We start from the raw sequence: 25,415 nt of genomic DNA, 5'->3' as shown, positions 1-25,415 counted from the left end.
CGCCACGAAAGAGTCCATCACGCCGTTCTTACCGCAGGATCAGTGCCCGTGATGCCCGCCGCCGCCAGGATGCAGGTGGAACTTCGCGACCTCCGGCGGATGCACCACGAAGGGCCGCATCATCCCGTTGTCCTCGTGGTCCAGCAGATGGCAGTGGTACATGAACTCTCCGGTGGCGCCGAGGAACCGCCCGGCGACGGTGACCCATTCGCCCGCCTGCACCTGGAAAGTGTCCTTCCAGCCCTCTTCGTACTTCTCGATCGGCCTGCCGTCCGCCGGTGCGGGCAGCGGGACGCTCGTACCGCCCACAATGGTGTCGAAACCCTGCGTGTCGAGCTGCTTGCGCGTCAGCACCTGGAACTGCGACATGTGGATGTGGATCGGATGCGTCGGCCCGCCGAGGTGCACCAGGTTCCACACCGCCCACCGGCCATGGTCGATGAAGAACGTCGTGGTGTCGTCGAACAGCTGCGCCACCTTCTGGAACGTGCGCACCGCGCCGGTCGACGGGTCGGTGAGCTGGATGAAACCCGCCGCGGGCAACGTCGTCGGTGGTTCCTCCACTTCCTGTAGCTCCCACATCTGCGGATGCGGCTCACCCGCCGTGCCGGGCGGCACCAGGCCGACGAACACGTGGCCGTGATCCTCGGGCACGGTGGTGCCGTGCACCAGTCGCACGTACGAGCGGGACAGTTTTTCCGGCAGTACGAACGAATCGTGCCGGTGGCTGTCCTCGATCCGGAACTGCATCAGGTCCGGTTCGGTCGGACCGGTGACGCTCGTGTCGGTCAGCCGCAGCGACTGCCCGGGGAACTTGCTGAAGTCGATCAGCAGATCCGCCCGCTCCGCCGGCGCCAGCGTCAGCCCGGGCGTCGGCAGTTCCGCGGGCGCGGGCAGCAGGCCGCCGTCTGTGCCGATGATCCGCACCGCGTCGTTGTGCACCGCCCCGGTTTCGTCGACCAGGTTCAGCCGGTAGAACCGCGAGTTGCATGCGTTGAGCACGCGGAAGCGGTACCAGCGCGGTTCGACGTCCAGATACGGCCAGATGGTGCCGTTGACCAGGTTGAACGGGCCGGTGAACGGGATCGGCGCACCGCTGGGCGCGACCGGGATCTTGAACAGCAGCTGCCCGGTGAGCGCGCCGTCCGCGTCGGTGTCGAGATTGCGGTCGGTGAGCAGGAGTGGGATCTCGTGCCTGCCGTGCGGCAGTTCCAGCCCGTCCTCCTCGGCGTCCCGGATCAGGTACATCCCGGCGAGCCCGGTGTGCACGTTGAACCTGGTCACCGCCATCGCGTGGTCGTGGTACCACATGGTGGTCGCCTGCTGGCCGTTCGGATATTCGGTGAGCTGGGAAAATCCCTTGAGGACGGCGTTGTGCGCCCAGCCGTCGTTGCCCGCGTTGGTCATCGCGCCGTGCAGGTGCACCACCGTCCACGCGGGCAGGTCGGGCACCCCGTCGATGATTTCGAAGCCGGGCAACAGATTCCCGTCCGCGTCCCGGTATCCGCCGGGCCCGTTGCCCGGTGCCTGCGCGATCGGGCCCTGCACCGCGACGAGCGGCATTTTGCCCTCGATCTCGTTGGTCCAGGACACCCGGAGCCGTTTCCCGCTGCGCACTTCGATGGTCGGGCCGGGGAAATGCCCGTCGTAGGCCCAGACTTCCGTCTCCGGCAGCTGCGAGTGCAGCTGGACGGCGGTGCGGCGCATGGTGACGGTGAGATCGTCCTGCTTCCACCACAGGTGCGGCCGCAGCACCGGCGGCACCCGTAGCGGGTCGAGAAACTTGGTGAGCCCGAAATTCGGTGCGGTGACAAGGGTTTCTCGTTCGGTGATGACTTCGGTCATCGAGTTCCTCCCGTGTTTTGCGCAGGGGAGGGCGCGCGGTCACTCAGCGCACGACGACTCCCCCGCCCCCAGCAGGCCGGTCGTCGGAGAGTCCGGCCTCGTCGATTAAAGAGGGGGTGGTGGCGGCTTGGATACAGGCGTTCTTCGCGATCAGCACGAGAATCCCGCACAGCAGCGCTAGATCAGTGGCGAGCGCGGTGCGCTGGACCAGGCCGATGGGGATGAGCCAGGGGAGCGCGTAGGTGACGCCGAACAGGGCCAGCGCCGCGGTTGCGAATCCGGTCAGCCGGGCCAGCTGTTTCCGCGCGGCGCCGGAAAACCTGTCCAGCAAAGAGAAACCGGCCGCGGGCAGGCTGACGAACGCGAGCATGCAGGAGTAAAGGTGGATCTGCCCGCTGAGCGGGTTCGAGTGTTCGGGGTAGCTCGCGCGGAAGACGGCGGCGGTGGCGAGCCCGGCAGACCACGTGCCGAACAGCAGACGGGTCAGCCCGCCGGCCGCACGCGCGGCGCACAACGCGCCCAGCAGGGCCAGCGATCCGACGGCGAGCGCGAGCATGCTGGCGCCGAGCATCTCGCCGCCGTTGGCGTAGGCGTAACTGGAGAGCGTGTCGGTGACGGGATTGCGCCCGCTGACCAGGTGCAGGACGACGCACGTGAAACCGGCCCAGGCGATCGCCGCACCCGCGGTGATCAGCCAAGGCCTGGTTCTGTCCCCCGGTTCGGTTGCGATCCCCATGCCGAACAGCCTGGCCCGGCCGCACGTCCAGGTGATCAGGAGAACTCCCTGATCTTTACCCTGAGCCGACTAAGGGAACTCCACCAGTACAAGAGCCTGGTCGTCGTGGCGTTTGGCGCGCGGCCACCTCGTGCCGTCGGGATCGGCGGCCTCGGCGGCGCGAACGGTGTCGAGTGCGGCCTGCAGTCCTTGCGCACGAACGAGTTCCAGCACCTCGGGCCAGTCGAAGAGGTGGTAGTCGTCGACCCCGACGGAGACGCCGTCGGTGGCCAGCAGTACCGCGTCGAGTCCCGTCCAGGCGCGACAGTAAGCCTGCGACGCCGCCAGCGGATCCGCCTCAGCCACCCAGAACCCGTTGTTCCGCTGTTCCCGGACGTCAGCGCCGGTGACCAGTTTTCCCTGTCTACGCAACGAAACCAGCCGGTCGTCCGCGAGCACCTCGGCTCCGGACCGTCCAAAAGCGACGATCGGGCTGTCGGCGAGCACGAGCCCGTCCACCTGGTCGCCCCGCCAGCGCACCATCGCGACCGTGCTCGACGGGGAGAACCCTGGCCGCAACCGGTGCGCCTCGGCGACGGTGCTGATCGCGCGCGCGAGCACCGTGCGCAGCTCGTCATCCGGGTGGGCGCGCAGCTCATCGGTCAGTTGCTTGGCCAGCAGCCCGGCGTACCAGCCGCCGGACAGTTCGTCCGAGCTCAGGGCGGTGGCTCCGTCGAGCAACACGACGGCGTTCTCCAGCAACACCACGTGATCCTCGCTGGGGCGCGGTCTGCCGTCCGTGCCGACGCCCGCCTGTTCGGCGACCTTGATCGTAGGCATTCCCCGACCCTAACTGTCAACTTCAGTTGACACGCGCCAGCTGTCAACGTACGTTGACAGCATGACTGAGGCAACCGACCTGGCCGCCCGCGCGGGCGACCGTGATCCCCGGGTGGGATTGCGGGCCGTCGCCGCCCTGCGCCGGCTGCTGGAGCAGCTCGAGGCCGTGCAGGTGCGCAGCGCACGCGTGCACGGCTGGTCCTGGCAGGACATCGCCGCCGAGCTCGGGGTGAGCCGGCAGGCAGTGCACAAGAAGTACGGGAGGAACTGATGTTCGAGAGGTTCACCGACGACGCCCGCGCAGTGGTCACCAAGGCGCATCACAGCGCGATCGAGCAGCATGCCGCGGCGGTCGACACGCTGCACGTCCTCGCCGCGCTGGTCGGCGCGCCCGAAAGCCGTGCGGTGCAGCTGCTCGGCCGTCTGAACGTGCCGGCCGCCGACGTCACCGACGAGATCGAACGGGTGCGGCGACGCGGCGGCATCACCGACGCCGACGCGCAGGCACTCGGCGAACTCGGCATCGACGTCGACCGGATCATCGAACGCGTCGAAGAAGCGCACGGCCCGGGAGCGTTCGCGCAACGGTTCAGCGCCAAGGGGCATCTGCCGTTCGCCGACGACTCCAAGAAAACCCTGGAACTGTGCCTGAAGGAGGTGATCAGGGCGGGTGGCAAACACCTTGGCTCCGAGCACATCCTGATCGCGCTCACCCTCCAGCGCGGTCCCGCTGCCGACGTGCTCGCGCGCTTCGACGTCGACACCGCGAAGCTGCGGGAAGCGCTTACCTAGCTTCGTGCGCGGTAAACGACGAGCGGCAAAAAGGCCTGCGCCAGCGGGCCGATCGCCAGCGCGTACAGCACAGTGCCCACGCCCACCGTGCCGCCGAGCAGCCAGCCGACCGCGAGCACGGCCACCTCGATCCCGGTGCGGACCAGGCGGACCGAACGCCCGGTCCGCGCCGACAGTCCGGTCATCAGCCCGTCTCGCGGGCCAGGGCCCAGCCGTGTGCCGACGTAAGCCGCCGTGGCCAGCCCGTTGAACACGATCCCGCCGATGAGCACCACGATCTGCCAGGCCGGCTCGGTCTGCTGCGGCAGCACCGCCCGGCCGAGGTCGACGGTCACCGAGACCACGATGACGTTGAGCACCGTGCCGATCCCGGGCCGCTGCCGCAGCGGGATCCACAGCACCAGCACCCCGACGGACGCGATCGCGACCACCGTGCCGAACGTCAGCGAGGTGCGCTTCATGATCCCTTCGTGCAGCACGTCCCACGGGTCGAGGCCGAGCCCGGCCCTTGTCATCATCGCCATGCTGAACCCGTAGAGCGCCAGCCCGCCCACGAGCTGGGGCAGCCGCCGGAGGGGGCTGACCGCCACGCTCACCGGACCGAGATCTATTGAAGCCACCTGCTGAGAATGCTGGAGATTGGCCTGATTTGACAGAGCCAATATGCAAGAATTGGTCTTATGAACTCCGCGTCTGTCCTCGGTGGCCGGATCTCGGGGCACCGATTGGCCGCCCTGCTGGGCGACTGGCGCCGTTCCCGGCGCGGCGCGACGGACCTCGCCTCGGCCATCGAACTCCAGGTGCTCGACGGTCATCTCCCGGTCGGCACCCAGTTGCCCGCCGAACGTGAGCTCGCCGACGCGCTCGGCGCGAGCCGCACGCTGATCGGCTCCGCCCTCGACCGGCTGCGCGAGGGCGGTCTCGTCGAGAGCCGTCGAGGTTCCGGTTCGTGGATCACCTCGCCCCAGCGCCATCGTGGCATCAACCCCGCTTCGTCGGACAGCACCGACTTGATCGACTTCGTCTGCGCCTCGCCGTCCGCGGCTTCGGGGATGACGCGGGCCTTCGACGCTGCGCGCGTGCTCCTCGCCGACGAACTGGTCAGCCCGGGCTACGGCGATCGCGGGTTACCGATCCTGCGCGAACGCATCGCGGCCCGCTACACCGAACGCGGGCTGCCCACGTCGCCGTCGCAGATCATGATCACCAACGGCGCGCACCACGCGTTCGTGCTCGCGCTGCGGATGCTCGCCGGCCCTGGCGACCGCGTGCTCGTCGAACAACCCACCTACGCCAACGCGCTCGAGGCCATCCGCGCCGCGCACGCCATTCCGGTGCCGGTCGCGCTCGACCGCGACGGCTGGGACCTCGACGGGATCGAGGCCACGCTCCGGCAGGCCGGCCCGAGGCTGGCGTACCTGATCGTGGACTTCCACAATCCGACCGGGCTGCGGCTGGACGACGAGGGCCGCGAACGGCTCGCCGCGATGCTCACGGCGTCCCGGACCCCGGCCGTGATCGACGAAACACTGGTCGAACTCGATCTCGACGGCGGCCCCGCGCCGCGGCCGTTCGCCGCCGGTGACTGGGCGATCCTCGTCGGCACGTCGTCGAAGGCCTACTGGGGCGGCTTACGGATCGGCTGGATCCGGGCGTCGGAGGATCTGCTGGCCCGGCTGTCGTCCGCGCGGTTCGGCCTCGATCTCGGCTCCCCGGTGTTCGAGCAGCTCGTGCTGGCCGAACTGCTCGCGGACCCCGAACCGCTGCGGCTGCGGCGCGAGGAGGTCCGGTCGCAACGGGACGTGCTCGCCGCGGCCGTGCGCGAGCACTGTCCAGAGTGGACATTCCGGCTGCCGTCCGGCGGGTTCTGGTTGTGGTGCGCGCTGCCCGAGCCGATGAGCACCAGGCTCGCGGTGGCCGCCGCCGGGCACGGTCTGCAGCTGGCGCCCGGCTCGCGTTTCGGCGCGCACGGGGGCTTGGAGCGCTGGATCAGACTGCCGTTTTCGCAGCCGCCCGAACGACTTCGCGAGGCAGTCCGCCGATTGGCGCTGGCCGAGGCGGCCGTTCGAGGGAAATCCGTGGGCGGCGAAATCCAGGTGCGCTGAGAAATTCCACTGAACGGCTCACGTGCCGCGTCCGTTCGGGCTAATCTGTCCGCCAACAAGAGAACAGCCGGTGCGCTGGAGAGGACCGCCACTCCCAGGGAAGAGTTGTCGCGGTCGACTCGTCCAGCGCACCGGCTGCGGGCCCCGCCCGGTAGGGCGGGGAGTGCCACGGGATTGCGGCCGGCACCGCCCCTCGACGTGCCGGCCGCGCACCCGTGACTAGGCGCGCACCGGGAGGTTGTTCCTGCTCGGCGCGGTGAGCAGGAACGCCCGGCGCGTACCCGGAGTCGGTCCCGGCGCCACCAGGGCACCGCGGAACCGGGACCGGAGCCCGAACCGGCCAGGCGCGAGAGGCCGGTCGGGAAGCATGGTGTCGTGCATGAGAAACCCCTGAAAACAAGGAAAACGCGCAAAGTTGATCTTGTTTTGGACGCGGTTCGCCTGTGGGACCGGGGTGGGATCAGTCGGGAGAGGTGGTGGGGAGCGCCGCGTCGCGGCTGTTCTCCTCACAGGCGTCCCGGCGCGGTGCGCCGATGGCCGCCAGCGGTGCGGTGCCGGTGCAGGCGCCGAGAATCGCGAACGGATGCTTGCTGTGGTTGCCACCGTCGTGTGCGGTGCTGATTCCGCAGACCTGGCCGGCCGGTGACGCCGGCGCGGGCGCCGGCGAGTCGTCGCGTGGCTGGACGGTGACGACGGTAGCCGACACGGGCGCGTGCACGACCTGCCGTGCCACGGGCTCCCGCTGCTTCACCGTCTGCGGTTGCGCCGGAGCCGCGTGGACTGGCGCTGCGGCGGGTGCCGGTGCTTCGGTTGCGGCGTGCGCCGAGGCCGCGGCCACCTGCTCGGTGGTCGTGTCGGCCTTGGTCTGGACCTTCGTGGCGGGCTCATCCGCCGTGCTCGTTTTCTTGGTGGTCGTGGCCACCGGTGTGGACAGCGCGGTGGTGACGGGGGTGACCACGGCGCTGGTCGTGGTCGTGACGGCTGCGGTCACCTGGTTCACGGTGCTGGTCAGCGTGGTCACCGTGGTGGACACGGTGGAGTGCACCGTGTTCGTGAGCGTGGTGACCGTCGTGTTCAGCAACCCGAGCAGGCCCTGCTGAGCGGCAGGCTGGACGGCGGTGTCGTCGGTGTTGGTGGTGGCCTCGTCGGCCGAAGCCGTGTACCCGCCCAGCATCGCGCTGAGCAACCAGCCGGCGACGGCGAATCCGGTGGCCAGTAGCAGTTTTGCCCACAGCGGCACGGCGCGGTGCGCGATTCCCGCGTCCGTCACCGCCATCACCACCGTCCGGGCCACGATCCGAGCGCACCTCGAACCGACACTGCTGAAGTTTCTTCAGACCAGGTTGTTGATCTCGGGAAACCGGCCTCTTTCTAGCATCGCTGGCGAGTGTTTCACCTCGAAAGGTTTCGATCCACCCCAGACGGCCGAAAAGACTTACCGGCTTGCGTGCATCTAACCAGAACTTGATCACTCTGGGTATCGCTTTTTGCGCCCTGGATGTTGCCCGAGGCCGTGAGTAGGACTACTCAACCCGTAGCTGACCTCGTCATTCCGGGAGCCGTCACGCGCAGTGTCGCGTCTGAACTTCGCACAGTGACCGACTGGGGAGACAGGAGACGAGGTCGTGCCCGAAGCCGATCCCGGCGAGTTGCTCGCCCGCGCCCTCGGCGGAGACGAAGCGGCATGGCGACTACTGGTCCGCGGATTGTCCGCGCTCGTCGTCGCCGTCGCGAAGTCGTACCGCCTCGGCGAAGCGGACGCGTTCGACGTTTGCCAGAACACCTGGCTGTCGTTGGCGCAGCTGCCGGCCGGGCTGCGTGATCCGGCGAAGCTGCCTGGCTGGCTGGCCACCACGGCGAGACGGCAGGCGTTGCGGGTATTGCGGGCCCGCGAGCGGGAGATCCCTTGCCCGGACAGGGAAAGCCCCGCCGCCGGGCCGTCGCCCGAGCTGTCCCTGTTGTCCGCCGAGCGGGACCGGGCACTTTGGCAGGCGGTCGAACGGCTGCCGGAGCGGCATCGTGAACTGGTGCACCTGCTGGCCCGGACCCCGCCCGCCAGCCACGCGGAAATCGCCGTGCAGCTGGGAATTCCGGTCGGCAGCGTCGGCCCGTTGCGCCGTCGCGTGCTGGATCGCCTGCGCCGCCTGCTCGCGGCGCAGGGCTACGACCATGCCTAGCGGGGCGTCCACTGTGGACGCCCGCTCGTCACAGGCTGCGGGCGGTGATGTCGCCGTACGACGTGGTCGCGTGGATGTGCAGGCCCGCCGTGCCGTCGGAGTTCTTCAGCGAGTTGTGGATCCGGCCGTAGGAGGTGCCGGCGTCCAGCGCGGCGGAAACCCCGGCGGCGGCGTCGACAACCACGTCGCCTGCCTCGGTCCGCAGTACCAGCTTGCCGCTCGTCGCTTCGGCGATCCGGATGTCGCCCTTGCCGGTGGTGATCTCGGCGGGGCCGTTGAGGCGACCGACAGAGACGTCACCGGCGTGGCTGGTGAGCCGGACGCTCGCGGCTTCGTCGATCTTGACCTCGCCCTGCGCGCCCTCGTAGGTGACGTCGCCGAGCCGTCCGACGCCCCGAAGCTCGGCGCTGGCCGCCTTCGCTTCGACGCGGGAACCAGCGGGCAGCTGGACCGTCACCTCGATGGAGCCGGCGGCGCCGAGGATCTGGTTCTTCGGCGAGGCCTCGATGTGCAGGACGCCGTCGGCGAATTCGACCGCGGTCTGCTCAGCCATCTTCACGTCGCGGCTCTTCGAAGCGTCCGCCGGCCGCACCTCGACGGTGGCGTCGGCCCGGTCGGCGGCGATGAACTGGACGCGCCCGGCGGGGATATCGAGGACGGTGGTGATCGGGGCGGAGGTGGTGAAGTTCTGCATTGTGCTCAGCTCCTGTGCTCGTTGTTTCTGATAGTGGAAACGCTACGTTGCGTTCGAGAATCTGACAACAAGATCGTTGCATATAAGTAGCGTTTCAGCAGTTCAAGGAGCCCAAATTGTTGCAATGGATTCGAATCTAACGCAACGACGAAAGATCTGATCGTTGCAATGAGATGGATGTGAACGCTATGCTGGTGGCACCGAGAGAGCACGGAGGAGATCGCAATGCCCGGAGGCAGGCTCACCCAGCAGGAACGTCAGCAGATCGCGCTGGGCCTGGCCGACAGCCTCGCGTATGCGGAGATAGCCAGGCGTCTCGACAGGCCCACCTCGACGATCACGCGTGAGGTCATGCGTAACGGTGGCCCCACCGGCTACCGCGCCGACCTGGCCCATCGCGCCACCGAACGCCGCGCGCATCGGCGTCGGCAGGCGGCGCCTCGCGGGCAGCAGGCGCGTCCGCAGGCCCACGGCCGCGACGCCGAGACCGTGCGCGAGTACGAGGAAACGTTGACGACGTACCTCATGCAATCGGGCCTGCCCAAGATGACGGCCCGCGTGCTGACCTGCCTCTACATCACCGACACGGGCAGCCTCACCGCGCCCGAACTCGTCCGGCACCTGCAGGTCAGCCCGGCGTCGATCTCGAAAGCGGTGGCATTCCTGGAAAGCCAGGGCCTCATCCGCCGGGACCGCGAGGAAGGCCGCCGCGAGCGCTACGTCGTCGACGACGACGTCTGGTACCAGTCGATGATCGCCGGCGCCCGGTCCAACGCCCAGTTCGCCGAGACGGCGCGGCAGGGCGTCCACGTCCTCGGCTCCGGCACCCCGGCCGCCGTCCGCCTCGAAAACATCGCCCGCTTCGTCGACTTCGTCGCCGAGAGCATCGCCCGCGCCGCGGAGCAGGCTCGCGAAATCCTCTATACGAAAGCCGAAGCCCCGGAGGACAAGCCCTAACCGAGCTTGTGCAGCCTCGCGATCGCCTCGTCGAGCACCTCGTCCTTCTTGCAGAACGCGAAGCGCAGCAAGTGTTTCCAGTCCTCCGGATGGTCGGCGAACACGTTCACCGGCACGGCGGCGACGCCGATCCGTTCGGGCAGTTGCCAGGCGAGTTCGGCCGCGTCGTCGAAGCCCAGCGGCCGCACGTCGGCGCACACGAAGTACGTGCCGAAGCTCGGATGCACGTCGAAGCCCGCTTCGGCGAGCCCGGCCGAGAGCTTGTCCCGTTTGCCCGCAAGCGACGTGCGCAGCTCCTCGGCCCACGGCAGCTCGTGCTCCAGTGCGTACGCGACGGCCGGCTGCAACGGGCCGCCGGACACGAAAGTCATGAACTGCTTGGCCGCCTTGACCGCGCCGACGAGTTCCGGCGTCGAACACACCCAGCCGATCTTCCAGCCCGTGCAGTTGAACGTCTTGCCCGCACTGGAGATCGAGACCGTCCGGGTGCGCATTCCCGGGAAGGTGGCCAACGGCCGGTGGGTGCCCTCGTCGAACACCAGGTGCTCGTACACCTCGTCGGTGATCGCGACGAGGTCGTTGCGCACGCACAGATCCGCGATCGCGCTCAGCTCGGCCTCGGTGAACACGGTGCCCGTCGGGTTGTGCGGCGAGTTCACCAGGATCGCCCGCGTCTTCGGTGTGACGGCCGAGCGCAGCGCGTCCACGTCGAGCACGAACGGGCCGTCCTGGCTCTCCTTCAGCGGGACGACATTGCGCGTCGCCCCGGCCATCGCGACCGCCGCGGCGTAGGAGTCGTAGTAGGGCTCGATCACGATCACCTCGTCACCGGCCTCGGTGAGCGCGAGGAGCGCGGCCGTGATGGCCTCGGTGGCGCCCGCCGTGACGAGGATCTCCGTCTCCGGGTCGTACTCCAGCCCGTAGCGCTGCCGGTGCTTGGCGATCGCCACCCTCAGCTCGGGCCGCCCCGGGCCCGGCGGGTACTGGTTGGCGCCGCCGTACAGCGCTTCCTTCGCCGCGTCGAGCATCCCGGCGGGGCCGTCCGTGTCCGGGAAGCCCTGGCCGAGGTTGATCGCCCCGGTGCGGACGGCGAGCGCCGTCATCTCGGCGAAAATGGTCGAGGTGAACGGCCGGAGCCGGGGAACGAGAGCTGGTGCACGCATAATCCCCGATCCTCACGGACAATGGCGGTGTGGAGCAACTGACACCTGCCGATCCGCCGGGTGGCCTCGCCAACGAGGAGGTCAAGCGGCGCGGTCTGCGCAAGATGAAGCTGGTCGCGCTGGCCTTCCTGCTGGGCGCCACCGTCGTGTTCGCGCTCACGAGCTGGGCACAGGCCGCCGGCTGGTCCGGCTGGGTCGGCTACGTGCGCGCCGCGGCCGAAGCGGGCATGGTCGGCGCGCTCGCGGACTGGTTCGCGGTGACCGCCCTGTTCCGGCATCCCATGCGGTTGCCGATCCCGCACACCGCGATCATCCCGAACAAGAAGGACGCGCTGGGCAGCAGCCTCGGCGACTTCGTCGGCGCGAACTTCCTGTCCGAACAGGTGGTCCGGGACAAGCTCGGCCGCGCCGAAATAGCCAGGCGGCTCGGGGAATGGCTGGCCGAACCGGCCAACGCGGAGCGCGTAACCTCCGAACTGGCGACGGTGGTTCGCGGCGCGGTGAAGGTGCTGCGCGACGAGGACGTGCAGGCGGTACTGGAGCAGGCCGTCGTGCGGCGTGTGGTGGAGAAGCCGTGGGGGCCGCCGCTGGGGAAGCTGCTCGCGCAGGTGTTCACCGACGGGGCGCACTACAAGCTGGTCGATCTGATGTGCGACAGGTCGTACGAATGGGTGCGGGACAACCACGAGACCGTGCTGCGCGTCGTGTCCGACCGGGCGCCGAGCTGGTCGCCGAAGTTCGTGGACTCGATGCTCGCCGACAAGGTGTACGGCGAGGTGCTCTCGTTCGCCTGGTCGGTGAAGACCGACGTGAACCACCCGATGCGGCTGGCGCTGGACAAGTTCCTCAACGAGTTCGCACAGGACCTGCAGCAGGACCCGGACACGATGGCGAGGGCCGAGCAGGTCAAGCAGCAGATCCTGGACCACCCGGATGTGCAGAAGCTGATCGGTTCGGCATGGACGACGGCCAAGGGGATGCTGCTGACAGCGGCCGAGGATCCGTCGAGCGAGCTGCGGCTGCGGGTGCGGGAAGGCCTGGCGGCCCTCGGCGGCCGCCTCGTCACCGACGACGGCTTGAGGTCCAAAGTGGACGGTTGGGTCGAGGGTGCCGCGGCGTACCTGGTGACCAACTATTCGCGCGAGATCACCACGATCATCACCGATACCGTGGAACGCTGGGACGCCGAGGAGACGTCCCGGAAAATCGAACTGCAGGTCGGCCGTGACCTGCAGTTCATTCGCATCAACGGCACCGTCGTCGGCGCACTTGCCGGCCTCGTGATCTACACGATCGCCGAGCTGCTGTTCTGAGTTTCGGCGGTCAGAGCAGCACCCAGCCGCCGTCGACGCTGAGCGTCTGGCCGGTCATGAACCCGCTGTCCGGCCCGACGAGGAAGCTGATGGTGCCCGCGACGTCGACGGCGAGGCCGCGGCGCTGGAGGAACTGGCGGGAAAGCGCGTCCTGGCGGACGGCCTCCTGGTCGGGGAAGCTCTCCAGTTCTTCCTCGGTCTGGATGGCGCCGGGCAGCACGGCGTTGACCCGGATCCCGCGTGGCCCGAGCTCCTTCGCGAGCGAGCGGGTGAACCCGAGCAGGCCTGCTTTCGTTGTCGCGTAATGCAAAGACTGCGGCGCGCCGAGCTTCGCGAGCACACTGCTGATGACGACGACGGTGCCGCTGTCGGGGCCTTGCCCGTCGCCGAAGGCCCGCCGGGAGCACAGGAAAGCGCCGCGGAGGTTGACCGCGGAAACGTTGTCCCAGGCCGATTCCGTGATCGAATCCCACGGCTGGCGTCCGGTTGCCGCCGCGTTGAGCACGAGCGCACTGACTTCGCCGAGCTGCTCTTCGCAGGCTGTGAACATTTTGTCCACAGCGTGGGAGTCCGTGATGTCGGCGGGCAGCACGATCGCTTCTCCGCCCGCGTCCTGGATGTCGTCCGCGAGCTGTTTCGCCGCCGTGATCAGGGTTTCGTCCGGATAGCTGTTGATGGCGACGGCCAGCCCGTCCGCCGCGAGCCGCCGGGCGGCGGCGGCGCCGATTCCGCGCGAAGCGCCGGTTATCAGTGCGACCTTCATCAGGCACCTCCGGAGAAACGATGGGAAAGGCGGCCGCGTGCGGGCACATCCGCGGCGTAGAGGAGACCGCCGCCGGGCGGGGCCTCATGATTCGCTGTGGTGACGTAGAGGGTGGTCAGCTCGGGGCCGCCGAAGACGCAACTGGTCGCACATGGCGTGGGCACCTCGACGGTGGCCGTCGTCTCGCCGGTGACCGGATCGATCCGCCACACCTGGGCCGCGCCCCAGACCGCTAGCCAGACCGCCCCGTCCGCGTCGACGGTCAACCCGTCCGGCAGCCCCACTTCCGCCGGGACTTTCCGGAGCAGCCGGGAATCGCCGAGCTCTCCCGAACCCTGGTCGAACTCCCAGGCCTTGAGCGTTCCGGCGGTGCTGTCCACGTGGTAGAGCACCGATCCGTCCGGGGAGAAGTCGAGGCCGTTCGACATGGCGATCCGGCCGAGCTGCGCGCTCGCCGTCCGGCCGTCGAACCGGTAGAGCGCACCCCGGCCGCTGCCGTCGCGGACGGCAGAGCCTGCCCAACCGCGGCCCTGTGGATCGATCGCGCCGTCGTTCATCGAGACCGGGGCATCCACAACGTGCGCGAGTTCTTCGGCGGCGCCGGACTCCGGATCGAGGAGCCCGAAACCGTTGGCTGTCACCGCGAGTAGCCGCGTGCCGGGGCCGCGTTTCACCGCCGTCACTCTTGTGGACAACCTCGTGACGTGATGCTTTCCCGTCAGGGTCAGTGTGTGCAGGTTTCGTTGGGGAATATCGAGCCAGCGCAGCCCGATGGCCGGATCCCAGAGCGGGGATTCGCCCAGTTCGGCCACGACGTCGAGTACCGGTTCGGCCTGTACGACAACTTCGGAAGCTTCGGAAGCAGAGATTCCGCCCATGTCACCACCGTGGTCGGTTTTCTCAATGAAATCGTCGTTTCAGGCTAACAGAACAGAAGATCAATCCACACCCGTCGAAAATCGACCCCGGCTGTGAATTCCACCGAGGCCTTTGACCAGCGGTTCCCGAGGTTATCCACAGAAGACGGGGTTATCCACAGCACCATCTGTGGGTAACTCGTTCGGGCTTGATCACCTGTCGGTGTACTTCACCGCCGTCAAGGTGATCACGGCGTCGCCCGGCACTCGGGTGCCCGCCGGTGGATCCTGAGCGACCTGCACCCAGTTGCGGTCGACGACCAATGCCCGGCCGAGGCCCTTTCCGTCCACTTCGCGCAGGTTGTAGAGCCCCGCGGCCTGCATCGTGTCCTGGGCTTGCTGATGGTTCATCCCGGACACGTCCGGCACAGTTATCAACTTCTCGGCGCCCGTCTGTGTGGCCGTCGGCGTGGATGTACCGGCGGAAACCGCCGTGTCCACACGCGACGTTGTGGATGCCGGCGCCGGACCCCCGGCGGCCCCACACCCGACAAGCCCAACGGCGACGAGGCCGACAACGCCGGCAAGCCCGAGCCTGAACGTCGCGAGCCCCGACTGCGGCTTTTGTTCGGCACCGGCCACAGCGGTCCGCCCGCCTTCGGCGCAGTCCGCGCCGCGAGTCTTCCGGTGCCCCACCCTCACGAGCCCCGCCGCTGCGATTGCGATCTTTGCCAAGCGTGTGCGCACCGCTTCCCCCTTTAGCTTGCTGCGCTGCCGGCCTGCGTTGGGTTCTCGCTGCTGCCTTGCTGCGCCGCTCTGCATAGCTTCCGCCACACTGCGTCGCCGCGCCACACTGCGTCGCCGCGCCACACTGCAACGCCGCGCCACACTGCAACGCTGCGCCACACTGCAACGCTGCGTCACACTGCCTTGCTGCGTCACACTGGCATGGCTGCGCCACACCGCCACACCGCCACACCGCCACACCGCCACACCGCCTGTAGTGGCCATACCGCCCTGCGCGCTTCGCGCGGCTTGCTCGCCGCCGTTCCGCAGCCGTCCTACGAGCGTCGCGCAGCTTTTGCCGCGACTGTTGCGCCCAGCCCCGCCTCGCCATGCCACTATCGCCGCGTCACGCCGCGCCATTCCGCGATCGTCAATAAGACTGCCGCCCCGGTCCGCCGCGCAACTCTCGCCATCCGCGCTGCTCAGCCATCGCCGCGGCCCCCGCCGCGCGCTACTTTCGCTCAGCCGCCGCCTGGCCAGCACCCCGCCGCTACTGCCCCGCCCGCTCGCGCCAGGCGCGGGCCTTTTCGCGGTTCCCGCAAACCTGCATCGAGCACCAGGTCCGGGACCGGTTCCGCGACCGGTCGTAGAAGGCCCACCGGCAATCGTCGGCGGGGCAGATTTTCAGGCGGGGCCAGTCGCCCAGTACGGCGAGTCTCGTGGCGGCTGCCAGTACTTCGGCGACGGCACTCGCCGTGACCAGTTCGGGGCCGGTGGCTCCCAGTTCGATCCGCACGGCAGCCGCGAAGGGGAACGGCGTGTGCTCGGCGCTCGCTACCGCGCCCCCCATCTTGTCTCCGGTCGCAGCTCCGGAAACGTCCGCAGCCCCCGCCTCGTTTCTACCGGCAGTTCCCGCAGGGTCTCCCGTCCCACCTCCGACGCCCGCAGCTCCCGCGATATCTAGCGTCCCAACGCGCACCGAAGCTCCCGTGGCCACCGTTCCATCGCCAACCGCAGCTCCCTCGGCAGCCCCCGTCTCGTTGCCGGCCGCAGTCCCCGCGATATCTACCGTCCCAGCTCCGGCACCATCTCCCGCGACATCGCCCACGGCGGCGCGAAGGGCGGCGCGGGCGGCTCTTGCGGCGGGGAGCGCGTCCGGCGCGAGGCGGCGGTCCGCTGTCCACCGCCGCCAGCTCGACGCAAGGTCGAGCACATCGGTTGCTTCTTCCACATCGAGGGTATTGAGGAAGTCGACGACGAGTTTGGCGTCTGTGGACAGAGCAGTCACGGTAACCAGTGTAGGCAGAACAGCGGTTGCTCCTCGCTGACCTAACCTCCATAATGTCTTCACCGGTTACCCGAAGGGAGTCGTCTCATGACGGCCGTGCCCACGTTCCGTTGCGTTGCGTTCGACTGCCCGGATCCGCAGGCCCTGGCGGCGTTCTACGCGGCGTTGCTCGAATGGCCCGAACCCGAGACCGAGGACGACGGCGAATGGGTGACGGTCACCGGCCCGAACGGTGTCCAGCTCGCGTTCCAGCGCGTCGAGGGCTACCGGCCCCCGGAATGGCCAGGTCAGGACGTTCCGCAACAGCTGCACGTGGACTTCGGCATCGACGACCTCGACGCGGGCGAGAAGCGCGCGCTCGCGCTCGGCGCCAAGCTGCTCGACAACAAGCCCGAGACCTTCCGGGTGTTCGCGGATCCCATCGGGCACCCGTTCTGCCTCTGCGCTTGCTAGAGTTCGGTGTGATTTGTCCGAAATGTCAGAACGTAATGCGGACCGTCGACAAGAACGGCGTGCACATCGAGCAGTGTGAAGGCTGCCGCGGCATCTTCCTCGACCGCGGTGAGCTGGAGCAGATCGCGGGTGCGGAAAGCGCTTACTACGGCGCGCCGCCGCCCTACGACGGCGACCCGGCCTACGGTCGAGGCCCGTCGTATCGGCCGACCCCGGGGCATCAGCCGCACTACCGCGCGGATTCGCCGCAGCCCTATCGCGGGCACCGGGATTCGCCATCGCCTTATCGCGAACATGCCGACTCCCCACGTCCGTACCGCGGCGGGTATGGCGATTCGCCCCGGCCGTATCGGGGGCAGCGCAAGCGAAGCTTCCTCGAAAACCTCTTCGACTGAGCGCTCGACCCACCCGATGCTCGATCCACGGATCTGTCCCGCCTGCGGTGACCGCGCCGACGTGCCGTTCGTCGAGGGCGCCACGCGGCATTGCGTCCGGTGCGGTCGCCGCTGGCCATTCCACCGACTGCCGCTGTTCGCGCTGACCGGGCCAAGCGGAGGCGGGAAATCCACGGTCGGACCTCTGCTCGCCGAGCGGTTGGCCGGTGCCGCGGTCGTTCTTGAACAGGACGTGTTGTGGACAGCCGGGCTGCGCGACGATGTGGACGGGCACCCAGCCTTCCGTGCCGCCTGGCTGCGGATGGCTGCGATGATCCATCAGAACGGCAAACCGGTGGTGCTGTGCGGAACGGTCGTCCCGCCGGAGTTCGAACGACTGCCTGAGCGCGTGCTCTTCACCGAGATTCACTACCTCGCGCTCGTCGCGTCACCGGAGGCGCTTGCGCGACGATTACGGGCTCGGCCGGCCTGGCGGGAGTGGGACGAGCCCCGCATCGCCGAAACGCTGGAATTCAGCGAATGGTTGCGCAGCAACACTTTCGACCCGCCGGTGCAGCTGTTCGACACCACCGACGCCGATCTCGACACGGCCGCCGAGCACACCGAATTGTGGTTCCGCAAAGGAATCCACAGTCACCCCTACAACGGCCACACGTGTTTCGACGCCGGGTCGTCCAGCCAGAGTTCCTGACGTTCCGGCGTGATCGTGACGCCGAAACGGTCGCGGGACGGCTCGCCCAGTTCCTGCCAGTCGGCGTAGGCGTATTCGAGCAGATCCCACAAGCGACGCGGACCGCCCTGGGTAACCAGATAACGGCCGTTGGTGGTGAAATGCCGGGCCCACGAACCGTCCGCGTGCACAAGGAACGTGGCGTCCGGGAAAGCGGGATAGAGGGCGGGGGAGACCTCGGGTAACGCCAGGCCGGCGAAGAACTCGAACCTGCTGGACGGATTGAGCGTGGCGCGCACCGAAAGGGGTGTCGTCCGGGGAGCGTCGCCGTTGGGCTGCACTTTCCGCAGCAGCCACCCGGGTTCGGTGAGCCGGTGCGCTCGCAGCGGCATGAACCGGCCGTCGCGGGCGAGTACTTGTCCACAGCCCGTGCCGTCTTCGGCGACAGTGATCCGCACGAGGCCGGCGCCGATGGGCCGGTTCAACGTGGTCACCACGAGCCCGCCGGGCTTCGTCTGATCGAGCCAGGCCTGGGGGATCGTCGACACCGAACAGGTGCACACCACCCTGTCGTAGGGGCCCTGCTCCGGAAATCCTTGCGCGCCATCACGAATCTCGCACCGGGGCCGGTAGCCGCAACTCGCGAGCCGGTCGCGGGCCAAACGCACCAGCTCACCGTCCACGTCCACTGTGGACACCTGGGCGGACCCGAGCCGGTGGGTCAGCAAGGCCGCGTTGTACCCCGTCCCGGTGCCCACCTCCAACACCCGATTCCCGGAACTCACAAGGAGTTCCTCCAACATGATCGCCATGATCGACGGCATGCTGGACGAACAGGTCGGCACTCCGGCCATCGGCCCGGAGCGGCGCGCGGCCTGCCAGGCGCCGGGATCCTCGTCGAGCTGGGTGACCAGCACCCGGTCGGAATACACCGCGCGAAGCCAGCCCGGGTCGTACCTGTCCACCGCGACCCATTCGCGGCCCTCGGTGACGAAGAAGCGTGGCACGAAAGCGTGCCTGGGGACCTGCCGGAACGCGTCGATCCAGGCGGGGTCGGACAGCGCGCCCGCACGGCGAAGGGCGCCGGTGAGCCGTCGGCGTGCCCGTACGGCGCTTTCCATCCACCCACTTTAGTCGGTGACTCAAGTCACCCCCTAAGGTTGCAAGCAGGGTGCTTGCAATAGCTAGCACTTAAGTATAGCTTGGAGGTGTCGCGAGGAGATGAGCCAGATGCCGGACGAGGGAGACCTCGAAAACGCGCAGGCTGGGCCGATGGAGAAGGTCGGTCACATCGCCTCCGACATCGGCGAGTACATCCGCCAGCAGCGCAACACCGCGAAGATTTCGCTGCGCCAGCTGTCGAAGCTCGCCGGAGTGTCCAACCCGTACCTGAGTCAGATCGAGCGCGGGGTTCGCAAACCCAGCGCGGAGATCCTCCAGCAGATCGCCCGGGGCCTGCGGATCTCCGCAGAGGCCCTGTACGTGCAAGCCGGAATCCTCGATCTGCCCGACGGCGGGCCGGTGACCGACGCGATCCGCGCCGACACCGAGCTCACCGAGCGGCAGAAACAGGTGTTGCTCGATGTCTACGAGTCGTTCCGGCGCGAGAACAACCACACACCTGATCTCCCGGAAAAGGAGAGTGAAGATCATGCCGAGCACGAGGACCGATGACGTCCGCAAGGCCGTGAACACCGCAGTCGAGCAGCTTCGCACCCCGTTGCTCGCCGCGCTGGGCGCCGGCAGCCTGGCGAGCCAGGCGCTCGCCGACGCCGTCGAGAAGGCGCGCACCCGCGTCACCGAGGGCGGCGAGGCGGCCCGCAAGAACATCGAGGAGCTGCCGACCGAGGTCACCTCGCTGCGCGAGAAGCTGGACCCGGCCGAGCTGCGCAAGCTCATCGACGAGTACACCGAGGCCGCGCTGAAGCTGTACGGCAAGCTGGCCGAGAACGGCGAGCAGGCCTGGGACAAGTTCGTGGCCGAGCCGCGCGTGAAGAGCGTGCTGGAGCAGGTCGAAGAGGCGCTGCACCAGGCGCAGGGTCGTGTCGGTGAGGTCGGCGCCGAGGCCCGTGAGCGAGTCGAGGAGCTGCTCGGCCTGGCCGAGAAGAAGACCCGCGAAAGCGGCAGGAAGGTCGCCGAGGGAGTCGCCGAGGCCAGTGACGACGTCGCGGACAAGATCGTCGACGCCGAGGTCGTCGTGGAGGAGAAGACCACTCCCAAGACCACTCCGGCCGCCAAGCCGGCGAGCACCACGCGGCGCACCACCGCCACCGCGAAGAAGCCCGCGAACGGCGGCACCACCGGCCCGAAGACCGCGAAGTAACCCGTTTCACCGGCAGGCCCGTCCGGCACACGCTGTGTGCCGGACGGGCCTTTCGTGGCATTCTGGTCACAGGTGTGCGGGTTCGTGGGGGTGAAGGGACGTAGGCTGGAACAGTGCCGTTAATCGCGCAGTGGATCATGCTGATCATCGGTTGGGCCGGGACCCTGGTGGGGCTCGTCGCCTTCTTCCATGCGCTCCTGCAGCGTTCCGACGCGTTCACGGCCGCCGAACGCAAGACGAAGCCGATCTGGCTGGCGATCACCGGCGCGGGCACCGTCGCGATGGGCCTGTTCGGGTTCGGCGGCGCGGGCACCATCTTCTGGCTGGCCGGGATCGTCGCCGTGCTCGTGTACATGGTCGACGTCCGGCCGAAGCTGATCGAAGTGCAGCGGCGCGGGAAGAACTGGTAGCACACCGCCGCTAACCTCGTGGCATGACGAACTGGACCATCGCCGGCACGCTGACCGTCGAGCCGGTGTCCGAGCGGGCCGATCTGCTGGCCGAACCTGTGGCCAAGGCGCTCGGATCGCTGGACGAATCGGAAGTCGCCGTCGTGGAGATCGATCCCGAACTGGCGGACACCGCCGCATTCTGTGAGGCCTACTCGTCGCCGCTGTCGGCCTCCGCGAACTGTGTCGTCGTCGCCGGGAAACGGGCGGGCGAGGTGCGATTCGCGGCGGCGCTCGTGCTGGCCACGACGCGCGCGGATGTGAACGGCGTGATCAAGCGCAGGCTGGACGTGCGCAAGGCTTCCTTCGCCCCGATGGACGAGGCAGTCGAGCTGACCGGGATGGCGTACGGCGGGATCACGCCCGTCGGCCTGCCCGCCGACTGGCCGATCCTGATCGACAAGGCCGTGGCCGACGCGCCGCAGCTGGTCATCGGCAGCGGGATCCGCGGCAGCAAGCTGTTGATCACCGGTTCCGCGCTGGCCTCGCTGCCGAGCGCGGAGGTCATCGAAAACCTGGCCAAGCCGGTCGGGTGACGATCTTCGTCCGCGGTCCGGAGGACCTGGATCCGGCGGCGATCCGGAAGATCGCCCGGGGCGCGCGGGTAAGTCTCGACGAGAGTCTGCTGGAGAGCGTCGCTGCCCGCCGGCAGGCGATGCTCGCCGCGCTGAACGGCCGTACACAACCTGTATACGGCGTGAATACCGGGATGGGACGCCTGGCCGGTACCTCGCTCACCGCGGAGGAACAGGCCGAGCACCAGGCGAGGTTGCTCGTCGGCCGTGCGGTCGGCGGGCCGCCGTGGCTTTCGCCGGAGGCAGTGCGGGCGCTGTTCGCCGTGCGGTTACGCGGTTTTCTGGCCCCGGAGACAGCGGCGAGCGCGGACGCCGCGCGGTTCCTCGTCGCCAGGCTGAACGACGATTTCGTGCCGGCCGTGCCGGCCACCGGTCTCGGGTCGGCCGGCGAGATTCTCGCGTTGTCCCACGCTTTTCAGACGGTCCTCGGCGTCGGCACGGTGCTGGAGAACGGGCGGGAAGTGCAGGCGAGCAAGGCACTGGCCGATCGAGGCGTCGAGCCGTATCGCCCCGGGCCCAAGGAAGGCGTGAGCTTCATCCAGGGCTCGCCGCTCGCCGTCGCGCAGGCGGTTCTGCTGGGTGCCCAAGCCTCGGAAGCCGTCGGTAGACAACTTGTATGCACGGCGTTGGCCGTCGACGCGCTGGGTGCGCCGCGCGGGATCTACCGGCCCGAGCTGGCCGGGAACGACCAGGTGCTGGCGGATGTGCTCGCGCGCGTCCGGGATCCGACCGACGGCGGAGTGCGGCGGGACGATGTCGTGCAGGCGCCGGTGTCTGTTCGTGTCGGACCACAGGCCATCGCCTACGCCAGCCGGACGCTCGCCGAGTTGGAGGATGCGACGCTGCGCTTCCTTGGCGCGCCAATGGATTCTCCCGCTTTCCTGGCCGGCGAGTTCGTCTCGACAGCCGGCTTTCACGCCGCGGAGCTGGGCCTGCGGATGGACGCCGTGAAGGCTGCGCTCATGCATGTGGCCGAGGTGAGCGTGCAACGCATGCACCGGATGCTCGACGAACGTTTCAGCGGGCTGCCCGCGCAGCTGACGCCCGAGCCGGGGCCGAATGCCGGCCTCGCACCGCTGCACAAACGCGCGGTGGGCGAGCTGCATTCGATGCGTATACAAATCGCGCCCGCATCGCTCGGTTCGCTTGATACGTCGGCTGGGCAGGAAGACGTCCAGGTCTTCGCCTCCGCCGCTGCATACCAGTTGCATACAACGCTTGTGCACCTCGACGTGATCACCGCTTGTGAGCTGATCACCGCATACCAGGCGCATACAATGCGTATAACGACGCCCGCGCCCGGGCTCGCCGACACCTATCGCTGGATCGGCGGGATCGTGCCGCCGGTCGTGGCGGACCGGCCGTTGGGTCCGGAGCTCGAACGCCTCGTCGCGGCGCTGCCGGAGCTCACAACACCTGCGCCTGCCGCGCAGTCTCCAGCCGCAGACCCCGCGGCACGGCCCAACGCGTGAGGAGACTGAACGCGCCCTCGCACAGCAGCGCCAGCACGATCACCGCCACGCCGCCCGCGAGGATCTCGCCGTAACCGCCGACGCCCTGCGCGAACCCGTCCACGATGTACCGGCCGAGCCCACCGCCGTTGTTGACGATCGCGCCGATCGCCACCGTGGCGACCAGTTGCAGAAACGCGACCCGCGCGCCGGCCAGGATCACCGGCAGCGCCAGCGGCAGCTCGATGCCGAACATGATCTGCCGTTCCCGGTAGCCGGTGCCGCGCGCGGCGTCGACGGCATCCGAGTCGACCGAGATCACCCCGGCGTAGGTGTTGGTGAACAACGGTGGCATCGCGAGCGCGACCAGCGCGATCAGCAGCGGCCAGAACGACGTGTCCAGCTCCCACCGGCTCGCCAGGTACCAGAACAGGATGATCAGCCCGAAGCTCGGGATCGCCCTGCCGATGTTCACCACGCTGCTGGCCAGGAAGGCGGCTCGCCGGTAGTGCGCCAGCCACAGCGCAGGCGGAATCGTCAGAGCGGCCGCCACCACGAGCGAGAGCGCGGAAAATCCGAGGTGCTCCAGGGTGCGGTAGGGGATGCCGGCCGGGTCCGACCAGCTCCACCGGTTCGGCTCGCCCAGCCAATCCCACGCCTCGGCGAAGATGTTGCTCACGCGCGCCCCTTCCTGGCCCACGGGGCCAGCGCCCGTTCGGACAGCCACAGCAGGAAGTCCACCACCACGGCCAGCACGATCGACAAGCCGATGCCGACGATGATCGCGGTCGGGTTCGGCGTCGCGGTCTGGATGCCCTGGCGGATGAAGTACCCGAGCCCGCCCATGCCCAGCATCGACGTGACCGTGACCAGCCCGATGGTGGTCACCGCCGCCACCCGCAGCCCGGCGATCACCACCGGCAGTGCGAGCGGAAGTTCCACCCGCATCAACAGTTTCGCCCGCGTGAAGCCCATTCCGACTGCCGCTTCACGCACGTCGCCGGGCACCTGCTGGATGCCGGTCACGATGTTGCGCAGCAGGATCAGCAGCGTGTACGTCGCGAGTGGGATCACCGCCGTGGTGAACGACAGCCCGAAGAACGGCACCAGCAACGCGAACGCGCCGAGGCTCGGGATCACGTACAGCGCGCCCGCCGTGGACAGCGCCACCGGGTAGAACCACCGCCAGCGCAGGGACAGCACCGCCAGCGCGATCGAAACGATGAGCCCGACGCCCAGCGCGGTCGCCGTCAGCGCGAGGTGTTCGCCCAATCGCTGGACGATGTTGTCGGCGTTGCGCTCCACCCACCGCCACTCGAACAGCGGCCGCGACGATTCGGCCAGCACGTATGCACCCACCCGGGAAGCATAGGGCCGCGCGATGGTGGATTTCTCAGTATGTGGTTTCTGTCGGTGATCGCCGCTAGGGTCCTCCATGTCGTTTCGAACGGGAGGAAGAACCCATGCGCTGGACCCGGAGCCTGAAGATCGCGGGAGTCGCCGCTGCCGCGATGCTCGGTCTCGCCGCCTGTGGTGGTGGCAGCGGCCAGTCCGCGGCGCCCAGCAAGGGTGGCGACCCGATCGTCGTGGCGTCGTTCAACTTCACCGACAGCCAGATCCTCGCCGAGCTGTACTCGCAGGCGCTGGAGGCGAAGGGCTACCCGGTCAAACGCCAGTTCAACATCGGCTCCCGCGAGCTGGTGTACCCGTCGCTCAAGTCGGGCGAGCTGCAGTTCATCCCCGAGTACCAGGGCGCGGCGATCAGCTCCGGGTTCAACCAGGACGCCCCGAAGGACGCCGACTCCGAGCACGCCAAGCTCGCCGAGTTGCTCGCGCCCTCGGGCGTCGAGCTGCTCAACTACGCCCCGGCGGAGAACAAGAACACCTACATCGTGAAGGCCGACCTGGCCAAGTCCCAGGGCCTGACCAAGATCAGTGACCTGAAGAAGCTGGACAAGGTCGTGCTCGGCGGCCCGCCGGAGTGCGAGACCAGGTCGAACTGCTTCATCGGCTTCCGTGACGCCTACAAGCTCAACGTCACCTTCTCAAGCATCCAGGAAGCCGGCCCCCGCCGCTCCCAGCTGGACTCGGGCGCGGTCACCGTCATCCCGGTCGACTCGGTGAGCCCGCTGGCCGATGACCCGTCGTACACCGTGCTGCAGGACGACCTGGGCATCGTGGCCACCGAGAACATCGTGCCCGCGGTGAACAAGAAGGTGCTCGACGCGCGTGGTGACGACTTCAAGGCCGCGGTCAACGCGGTCAGCGCCAAGCTCACCACCGACGAGCTGCGCGATCTGAACAAGCAGGTCGATTCGGACGGTGACGCCGTCGCCGACGTCGCGAAGGACTGGCTGAGCAAACAGGGCCTCGCCTGATTACTAGAGTCGCGGTCGAAACGACCAAGACGAATCGGGGAGTGAAGATGGCAAAGGTCACGGCGGTCGCGGAACGGACGATCGACGCATCGGCGGAGAAGGTGCGCGCGCTGGTCGCCGACTACGCCGACACCCGGCCCAAGATCCTGACCGAGCAGTACCGGGATTACGAGGTCACCGAAGGCGGCACCGGTGCGGGCACGAAGGCGCGCTGGAAGTTGCAGGCCACCTCGAAGCGGGTGCGCGACGTGGCGGCCACCGTGTCCGAGCCGGAGCCCGGCACGCTGGTGGAGACCGACGCCAACTCCACCATGGTCACCACCTGGACGGTCCGCCCGTCGGGTGACCGCAGTGTCGTGCGGATCGAGACCAGCTGGCAGGGTGCCGGCGGGATCGGCGGCTTCTTCGAGAAGACGTTCGCGCCCGGCGGTCTCAAGCGCATCTACGACGGCGTGCTTGGCAAGCTGGCCGAGCTCGCTTGAGCCG

General features: G+C 68.4%; 30 protein-coding genes. 16 read left to right on the top strand and 14 right to left on the bottom strand.

Features of this window, described 5'->3' with window-relative positions:
- Positions 1-39 precede the first annotated feature (39 nt).
- The 3 genes from VHD82_RS18070 to VHD82_RS18060 all read right to left on the bottom strand — a co-directional run bounded on the left by VHD82_RS18070 (position 40) and on the right by VHD82_RS18060 (position 3,400).
- Positions 40-1,845: a multicopper oxidase family protein gene (locus VHD82_RS18070; protein WP_325704710.1), complete on the bottom strand. Its 1,806-nt coding sequence runs from the start codon at positions 1,843-1,845 to the stop codon at positions 40-42.
- A 43-nt stretch (positions 1,846-1,888) separates the two neighbouring features.
- The gene (locus VHD82_RS18065; protein ID WP_325704707.1) at positions 1,889-2,581 is read right to left on the bottom strand and encodes a DUF998 domain-containing protein; all 693 of its coding nucleotides are present in this window, start codon (positions 2,579-2,581) and stop codon (positions 1,889-1,891) included.
- A 69-nt stretch (positions 2,582-2,650) separates the two neighbouring features.
- On the bottom strand, positions 2,651-3,400 hold the full coding sequence (locus tag VHD82_RS18060) for a hypothetical protein (protein ID WP_325704705.1): 750 nt from the start codon (positions 3,398-3,400) through the stop codon (positions 2,651-2,653).
- Between the two features lie 61 nt (positions 3,401-3,461).
- On the opposite strand from VHD82_RS18060, the gene VHD82_RS18055 reads away from it, so the two are divergent.
- On the top strand, positions 3,462-3,671 hold the full coding sequence (locus tag VHD82_RS18055) for a helix-turn-helix domain-containing protein (protein ID WP_325704702.1): 210 nt from the start codon (positions 3,462-3,464) through the stop codon (positions 3,669-3,671).
- Positions 3,671-4,192 (top strand): Clp protease N-terminal domain-containing protein, encoded by a 522-nt coding sequence (locus VHD82_RS18050; protein ID WP_325704699.1) that lies wholly within the window; start codon positions 3,671-3,673, stop codon positions 4,190-4,192. Before VHD82_RS18055 ends, VHD82_RS18050 begins: the two co-directional genes overlap by 1 nt.
- Here the strand turns inward: VHD82_RS18050 and VHD82_RS18045 are convergent.
- Positions 4,189-4,812, bottom strand: a complete 624-nt coding sequence (locus VHD82_RS18045) for a hypothetical protein (protein WP_325704696.1) — start codon at positions 4,810-4,812, stop codon at positions 4,189-4,191. The two genes, VHD82_RS18050 and VHD82_RS18045, sit on opposite strands and share 4 nt — an antisense overlap.
- 60 nt (positions 4,813-4,872) lie before the next feature.
- On the opposite strand from VHD82_RS18045, the gene VHD82_RS18040 reads away from it, so the two are divergent.
- The gene (locus VHD82_RS18040) at positions 4,873-6,297 is read left to right on the top strand and encodes a PLP-dependent aminotransferase family protein (RefSeq protein ID WP_325704693.1); all 1,425 of its coding nucleotides are present in this window, start codon (positions 4,873-4,875) and stop codon (positions 6,295-6,297) included.
- A 460-nt stretch (positions 6,298-6,757) separates the two neighbouring features.
- Here VHD82_RS18040 and VHD82_RS18035 read toward each other — a convergent pair whose 3' ends face one another.
- Complete coding sequence (locus VHD82_RS18035) at positions 6,758-7,591, bottom strand: hypothetical protein (protein WP_325704691.1); 834 nt, start codon at positions 7,589-7,591, stop codon at positions 6,758-6,760.
- A gap of 331 nt (positions 7,592-7,922) precedes the next feature.
- Here VHD82_RS18035 and VHD82_RS18030 point away from each other — a divergent pair, with 331 nt between their 5' ends.
- A complete protein-coding gene (locus VHD82_RS18030) occupies positions 7,923-8,474 on the top strand; it encodes a sigma-70 family RNA polymerase sigma factor (RefSeq protein ID WP_325704688.1) in 552 nt (183 codons plus the stop codon).
- A gap of 28 nt (positions 8,475-8,502) precedes the next feature.
- Here the strand turns inward: VHD82_RS18030 and VHD82_RS18025 are convergent, their stop codons facing one another.
- Complete coding sequence (locus VHD82_RS18025; protein ID WP_325704685.1) at positions 8,503-9,168, bottom strand: DUF4097 family beta strand repeat-containing protein; 666 nt, start codon at positions 9,166-9,168, stop codon at positions 8,503-8,505.
- A gap of 225 nt (positions 9,169-9,393) precedes the next feature.
- Between VHD82_RS18025 and VHD82_RS18020 the strand changes: the two genes are divergently transcribed.
- On the top strand, positions 9,394-10,125 hold the full coding sequence (locus VHD82_RS18020; RefSeq protein ID WP_325704683.1) for a helix-turn-helix domain-containing protein: 732 nt from the start codon (positions 9,394-9,396) through the stop codon (positions 10,123-10,125).
- On the opposite strand, the gene VHD82_RS18015 is transcribed toward VHD82_RS18020, so the two are convergent.
- Complete coding sequence (locus VHD82_RS18015; RefSeq protein ID WP_325704680.1) at positions 10,122-11,288, bottom strand: pyridoxal phosphate-dependent aminotransferase; 1,167 nt, start codon at positions 11,286-11,288, stop codon at positions 10,122-10,124. The genes VHD82_RS18020 and VHD82_RS18015 overlap by 4 nt on opposite strands.
- 29 nt (positions 11,289-11,317) lie before the next feature.
- Between VHD82_RS18015 and VHD82_RS18010 the strand changes: the two genes are divergently transcribed.
- On the top strand, positions 11,318-12,601 hold the full coding sequence (locus VHD82_RS18010; RefSeq protein WP_325704677.1) for a DUF445 domain-containing protein: 1,284 nt from the start codon (positions 11,318-11,320) through the stop codon (positions 12,599-12,601).
- Between the two features lie 10 nt (positions 12,602-12,611).
- Here the strand turns inward: VHD82_RS18010 and VHD82_RS18005 are convergent, their stop codons facing one another.
- The 4 genes from VHD82_RS18005 to VHD82_RS36825 all read right to left on the bottom strand — a co-directional run bounded on the left by VHD82_RS18005 (position 12,612) and on the right by VHD82_RS36825 (position 15,944).
- On the bottom strand, positions 12,612-13,364 hold the full coding sequence (locus VHD82_RS18005; protein ID WP_325704674.1) for an SDR family NAD(P)-dependent oxidoreductase: 753 nt from the start codon (positions 13,362-13,364) through the stop codon (positions 12,612-12,614).
- Complete coding sequence (locus VHD82_RS18000; RefSeq protein ID WP_325704671.1) at positions 13,364-14,242, bottom strand: SMP-30/gluconolactonase/LRE family protein; 879 nt, start codon at positions 14,240-14,242, stop codon at positions 13,364-13,366. Before VHD82_RS18000 ends, VHD82_RS18005 begins: the two co-directional genes overlap by 1 nt.
- Positions 14,243-14,434: 192 nt before the next feature.
- Positions 14,435-15,043 (bottom strand): PASTA domain-containing protein, encoded by a 609-nt coding sequence (locus VHD82_RS17995; RefSeq protein ID WP_325704668.1) that lies wholly within the window; start codon positions 15,041-15,043, stop codon positions 14,435-14,437.
- Positions 15,044-15,497: 454 nt separating this feature from the next.
- The gene (locus VHD82_RS36825) at positions 15,498-15,944 is read right to left on the bottom strand and encodes a CGNR zinc finger domain-containing protein (protein ID WP_414637542.1); all 447 of its coding nucleotides are present in this window, start codon (positions 15,942-15,944) and stop codon (positions 15,498-15,500) included.
- Between the two features lie 378 nt (positions 15,945-16,322).
- Here VHD82_RS36825 and VHD82_RS17985 point away from each other — a divergent pair, with 378 nt between their 5' ends.
- From VHD82_RS17985 to VHD82_RS17975, 3 genes are read left to right on the top strand one after another with little or no spacing between them, the layout of a single operon-like run.
- Positions 16,323-16,688, top strand: coding sequence for a VOC family protein (locus VHD82_RS17985; RefSeq protein ID WP_325704665.1), 366 nt, complete (start codon positions 16,323-16,325; stop codon positions 16,686-16,688).
- 8 nt (positions 16,689-16,696) lie between these two features.
- Positions 16,697-17,083, top strand: coding sequence for a zf-TFIIB domain-containing protein (locus tag VHD82_RS17980; protein WP_325704662.1), 387 nt, complete (start codon positions 16,697-16,699; stop codon positions 17,081-17,083).
- Between the two features lie 16 nt (positions 17,084-17,099).
- Positions 17,100-17,774 (top strand): AAA family ATPase, encoded by a 675-nt coding sequence (locus VHD82_RS17975; protein WP_325704659.1) that lies wholly within the window; start codon positions 17,100-17,102, stop codon positions 17,772-17,774.
- Here VHD82_RS17975 and tgmC read toward each other — a convergent pair.
- Positions 17,723-18,874 (bottom strand): ATP-grasp peptide maturase system methyltransferase, encoded by a 1,152-nt coding sequence (tgmC, locus tag VHD82_RS17970; protein ID WP_325704656.1) that lies wholly within the window; start codon positions 18,872-18,874, stop codon positions 17,723-17,725. The two genes, VHD82_RS17975 and tgmC, sit on opposite strands and share 52 nt — an antisense overlap.
- Before the next feature lie 151 nt (positions 18,875-19,025).
- Between tgmC and VHD82_RS17965 the strand changes: the two genes are divergently transcribed.
- The 5 genes from VHD82_RS17965 (at position 19,026) to VHD82_RS17945 (ending at position 22,572) form a co-directional block, all read left to right on the top strand.
- A complete protein-coding gene (locus VHD82_RS17965; protein WP_325704831.1) occupies positions 19,026-19,427 on the top strand; it encodes a helix-turn-helix domain-containing protein in 402 nt (133 codons plus the stop codon).
- Positions 19,405-20,076, top strand: coding sequence for a hypothetical protein (locus VHD82_RS17960; protein ID WP_325704653.1), 672 nt, complete (start codon positions 19,405-19,407; stop codon positions 20,074-20,076). Before VHD82_RS17965 ends, VHD82_RS17960 begins: the two co-directional genes overlap by 23 nt.
- Before the next feature lie 113 nt (positions 20,077-20,189).
- The gene (locus VHD82_RS17955; RefSeq protein WP_325704650.1) at positions 20,190-20,486 is read left to right on the top strand and encodes a DUF2516 family protein; all 297 of its coding nucleotides are present in this window, start codon (positions 20,190-20,192) and stop codon (positions 20,484-20,486) included.
- 23 nt (positions 20,487-20,509) lie between these two features.
- Positions 20,510-21,061, top strand: a complete 552-nt coding sequence (locus VHD82_RS17950) for a YbaK/EbsC family protein (RefSeq protein WP_325704647.1) — start codon at positions 20,510-20,512, stop codon at positions 21,059-21,061.
- Entirely contained in the window at positions 21,058-22,572 is a 1,515-nt protein-coding gene (locus tag VHD82_RS17945; protein ID WP_325704644.1) for an aromatic amino acid lyase, read from the top strand. The genes VHD82_RS17950 and VHD82_RS17945 overlap by 4 nt, the downstream gene beginning before the upstream one ends.
- Here VHD82_RS17945 and VHD82_RS17940 read toward each other — a convergent pair.
- Positions 22,508-23,230, bottom strand: coding sequence for an ABC transporter permease (locus VHD82_RS17940; protein WP_325704641.1), 723 nt, complete (start codon positions 23,228-23,230; stop codon positions 22,508-22,510). The genes VHD82_RS17945 and VHD82_RS17940 overlap by 65 nt on opposite strands.
- Positions 23,227-23,910 carry an ABC transporter permease gene (locus tag VHD82_RS17935; protein WP_325704638.1) on the bottom strand — a complete coding sequence of 228 codons (684 nt, stop codon included), beginning with the start codon at positions 23,908-23,910 and terminating at the stop codon, positions 23,227-23,229. The genes VHD82_RS17940 and VHD82_RS17935 overlap by 4 nt, the downstream gene beginning before the upstream one ends.
- A gap of 104 nt (positions 23,911-24,014) precedes the next feature.
- On the opposite strand from VHD82_RS17935, the gene VHD82_RS17930 reads away from it, so the two are divergent.
- Entirely contained in the window at positions 24,015-24,929 is a 915-nt protein-coding gene (locus VHD82_RS17930; protein ID WP_325704637.1) for an ABC transporter substrate-binding protein, read from the top strand.
- Between the two features lie 47 nt (positions 24,930-24,976).
- Complete coding sequence (locus tag VHD82_RS17925) at positions 24,977-25,411, top strand: SRPBCC family protein (RefSeq protein WP_325704635.1); 435 nt, start codon at positions 24,977-24,979, stop codon at positions 25,409-25,411.
- Positions 25,412-25,415 lie beyond the last annotated feature (4 nt).

Source organism: Amycolatopsis sp. (assembly GCF_035546795.1).
In the GTDB taxonomy this organism is placed as follows: Bacteria; Actinomycetota; Actinomycetes; order Mycobacteriales; family Pseudonocardiaceae; genus Amycolatopsis_E.
The sequence above is the reverse complement of the archived record's forward strand: the minus strand, read 5'-3'. Positions and strand labels throughout refer to the sequence as shown.

Excerpts from the sequence above, each read along its gene's own strand:
- VHD82_RS18020 (WP_325704683.1), top strand. The coding sequence starts at position 9,394 with ATGCCCGGAGGCAGGCTCACCCAGCAGGAACGTCAGCAGATCGCGCTG.
- VHD82_RS18000 (WP_325704671.1), bottom strand. The coding sequence starts at position 14,242 with ATGGGCGGAATCTCTGCTTCCGAAGCTTCCGAAGTTGTCGTACAGGCC.
- VHD82_RS17965 (WP_325704831.1), top strand. The coding sequence starts at position 19,026 with ATGGAGAAGGTCGGTCACATCGCCTCCGACATCGGCGAGTACATCCGC.
- VHD82_RS18015 (WP_325704680.1), bottom strand. The coding sequence starts at position 11,288 with ATGCGTGCACCAGCTCTCGTTCCCCGGCTCCGGCCGTTCACCTCGACC.
- VHD82_RS17925 (WP_325704635.1), top strand. The coding sequence starts at position 24,977 with ATGGCAAAGGTCACGGCGGTCGCGGAACGGACGATCGACGCATCGGCG.
- VHD82_RS18050 (WP_325704699.1), top strand. The coding sequence starts at position 3,671 with ATGTTCGAGAGGTTCACCGACGACGCCCGCGCAGTGGTCACCAAGGCG.
- VHD82_RS18060 (WP_325704705.1), bottom strand. The coding sequence starts at position 3,400 with ATGCCTACGATCAAGGTCGCCGAACAGGCGGGCGTCGGCACGGACGGC.
- VHD82_RS18005 (WP_325704674.1), bottom strand. The coding sequence starts at position 13,364 with ATGAAGGTCGCACTGATAACCGGCGCTTCGCGCGGAATCGGCGCCGCC.
- VHD82_RS17950 (WP_325704647.1), top strand. The coding sequence starts at position 20,510 with ATGACGAACTGGACCATCGCCGGCACGCTGACCGTCGAGCCGGTGTCC.
- VHD82_RS17975 (WP_325704659.1), top strand. The coding sequence starts at position 17,100 with ATGCTCGATCCACGGATCTGTCCCGCCTGCGGTGACCGCGCCGACGTG.
- VHD82_RS17985 (WP_325704665.1), top strand. The coding sequence starts at position 16,323 with ATGACGGCCGTGCCCACGTTCCGTTGCGTTGCGTTCGACTGCCCGGAT.
- VHD82_RS18055 (WP_325704702.1), top strand. The coding sequence starts at position 3,462 with ATGACTGAGGCAACCGACCTGGCCGCCCGCGCGGGCGACCGTGATCCC.
- tgmC (WP_325704656.1), bottom strand. The coding sequence starts at position 18,874 with ATGGAAAGCGCCGTACGGGCACGCCGACGGCTCACCGGCGCCCTTCGC.
- VHD82_RS18070 (WP_325704710.1), bottom strand. The coding sequence starts at position 1,845 with ATGACCGAAGTCATCACCGAACGAGAAACCCTTGTCACCGCACCGAAT.
- VHD82_RS17995 (WP_325704668.1), bottom strand. The coding sequence starts at position 15,043 with ATGCAGAGCGGCGCAGCAAGGCAGCAGCGAGAACCCAACGCAGGCCGG.
- VHD82_RS17930 (WP_325704637.1), top strand. The coding sequence starts at position 24,015 with ATGCGCTGGACCCGGAGCCTGAAGATCGCGGGAGTCGCCGCTGCCGCG.
- VHD82_RS18065 (WP_325704707.1), bottom strand. The coding sequence starts at position 2,581 with ATGGGGATCGCAACCGAACCGGGGGACAGAACCAGGCCTTGGCTGATC.
- VHD82_RS18040 (WP_325704693.1), top strand. The coding sequence starts at position 4,873 with ATGAACTCCGCGTCTGTCCTCGGTGGCCGGATCTCGGGGCACCGATTG.
- VHD82_RS17960 (WP_325704653.1), top strand. The coding sequence starts at position 19,405 with ATGCCGAGCACGAGGACCGATGACGTCCGCAAGGCCGTGAACACCGCA.
- VHD82_RS18025 (WP_325704685.1), bottom strand. The coding sequence starts at position 9,168 with ATGCAGAACTTCACCACCTCCGCCCCGATCACCACCGTCCTCGATATC.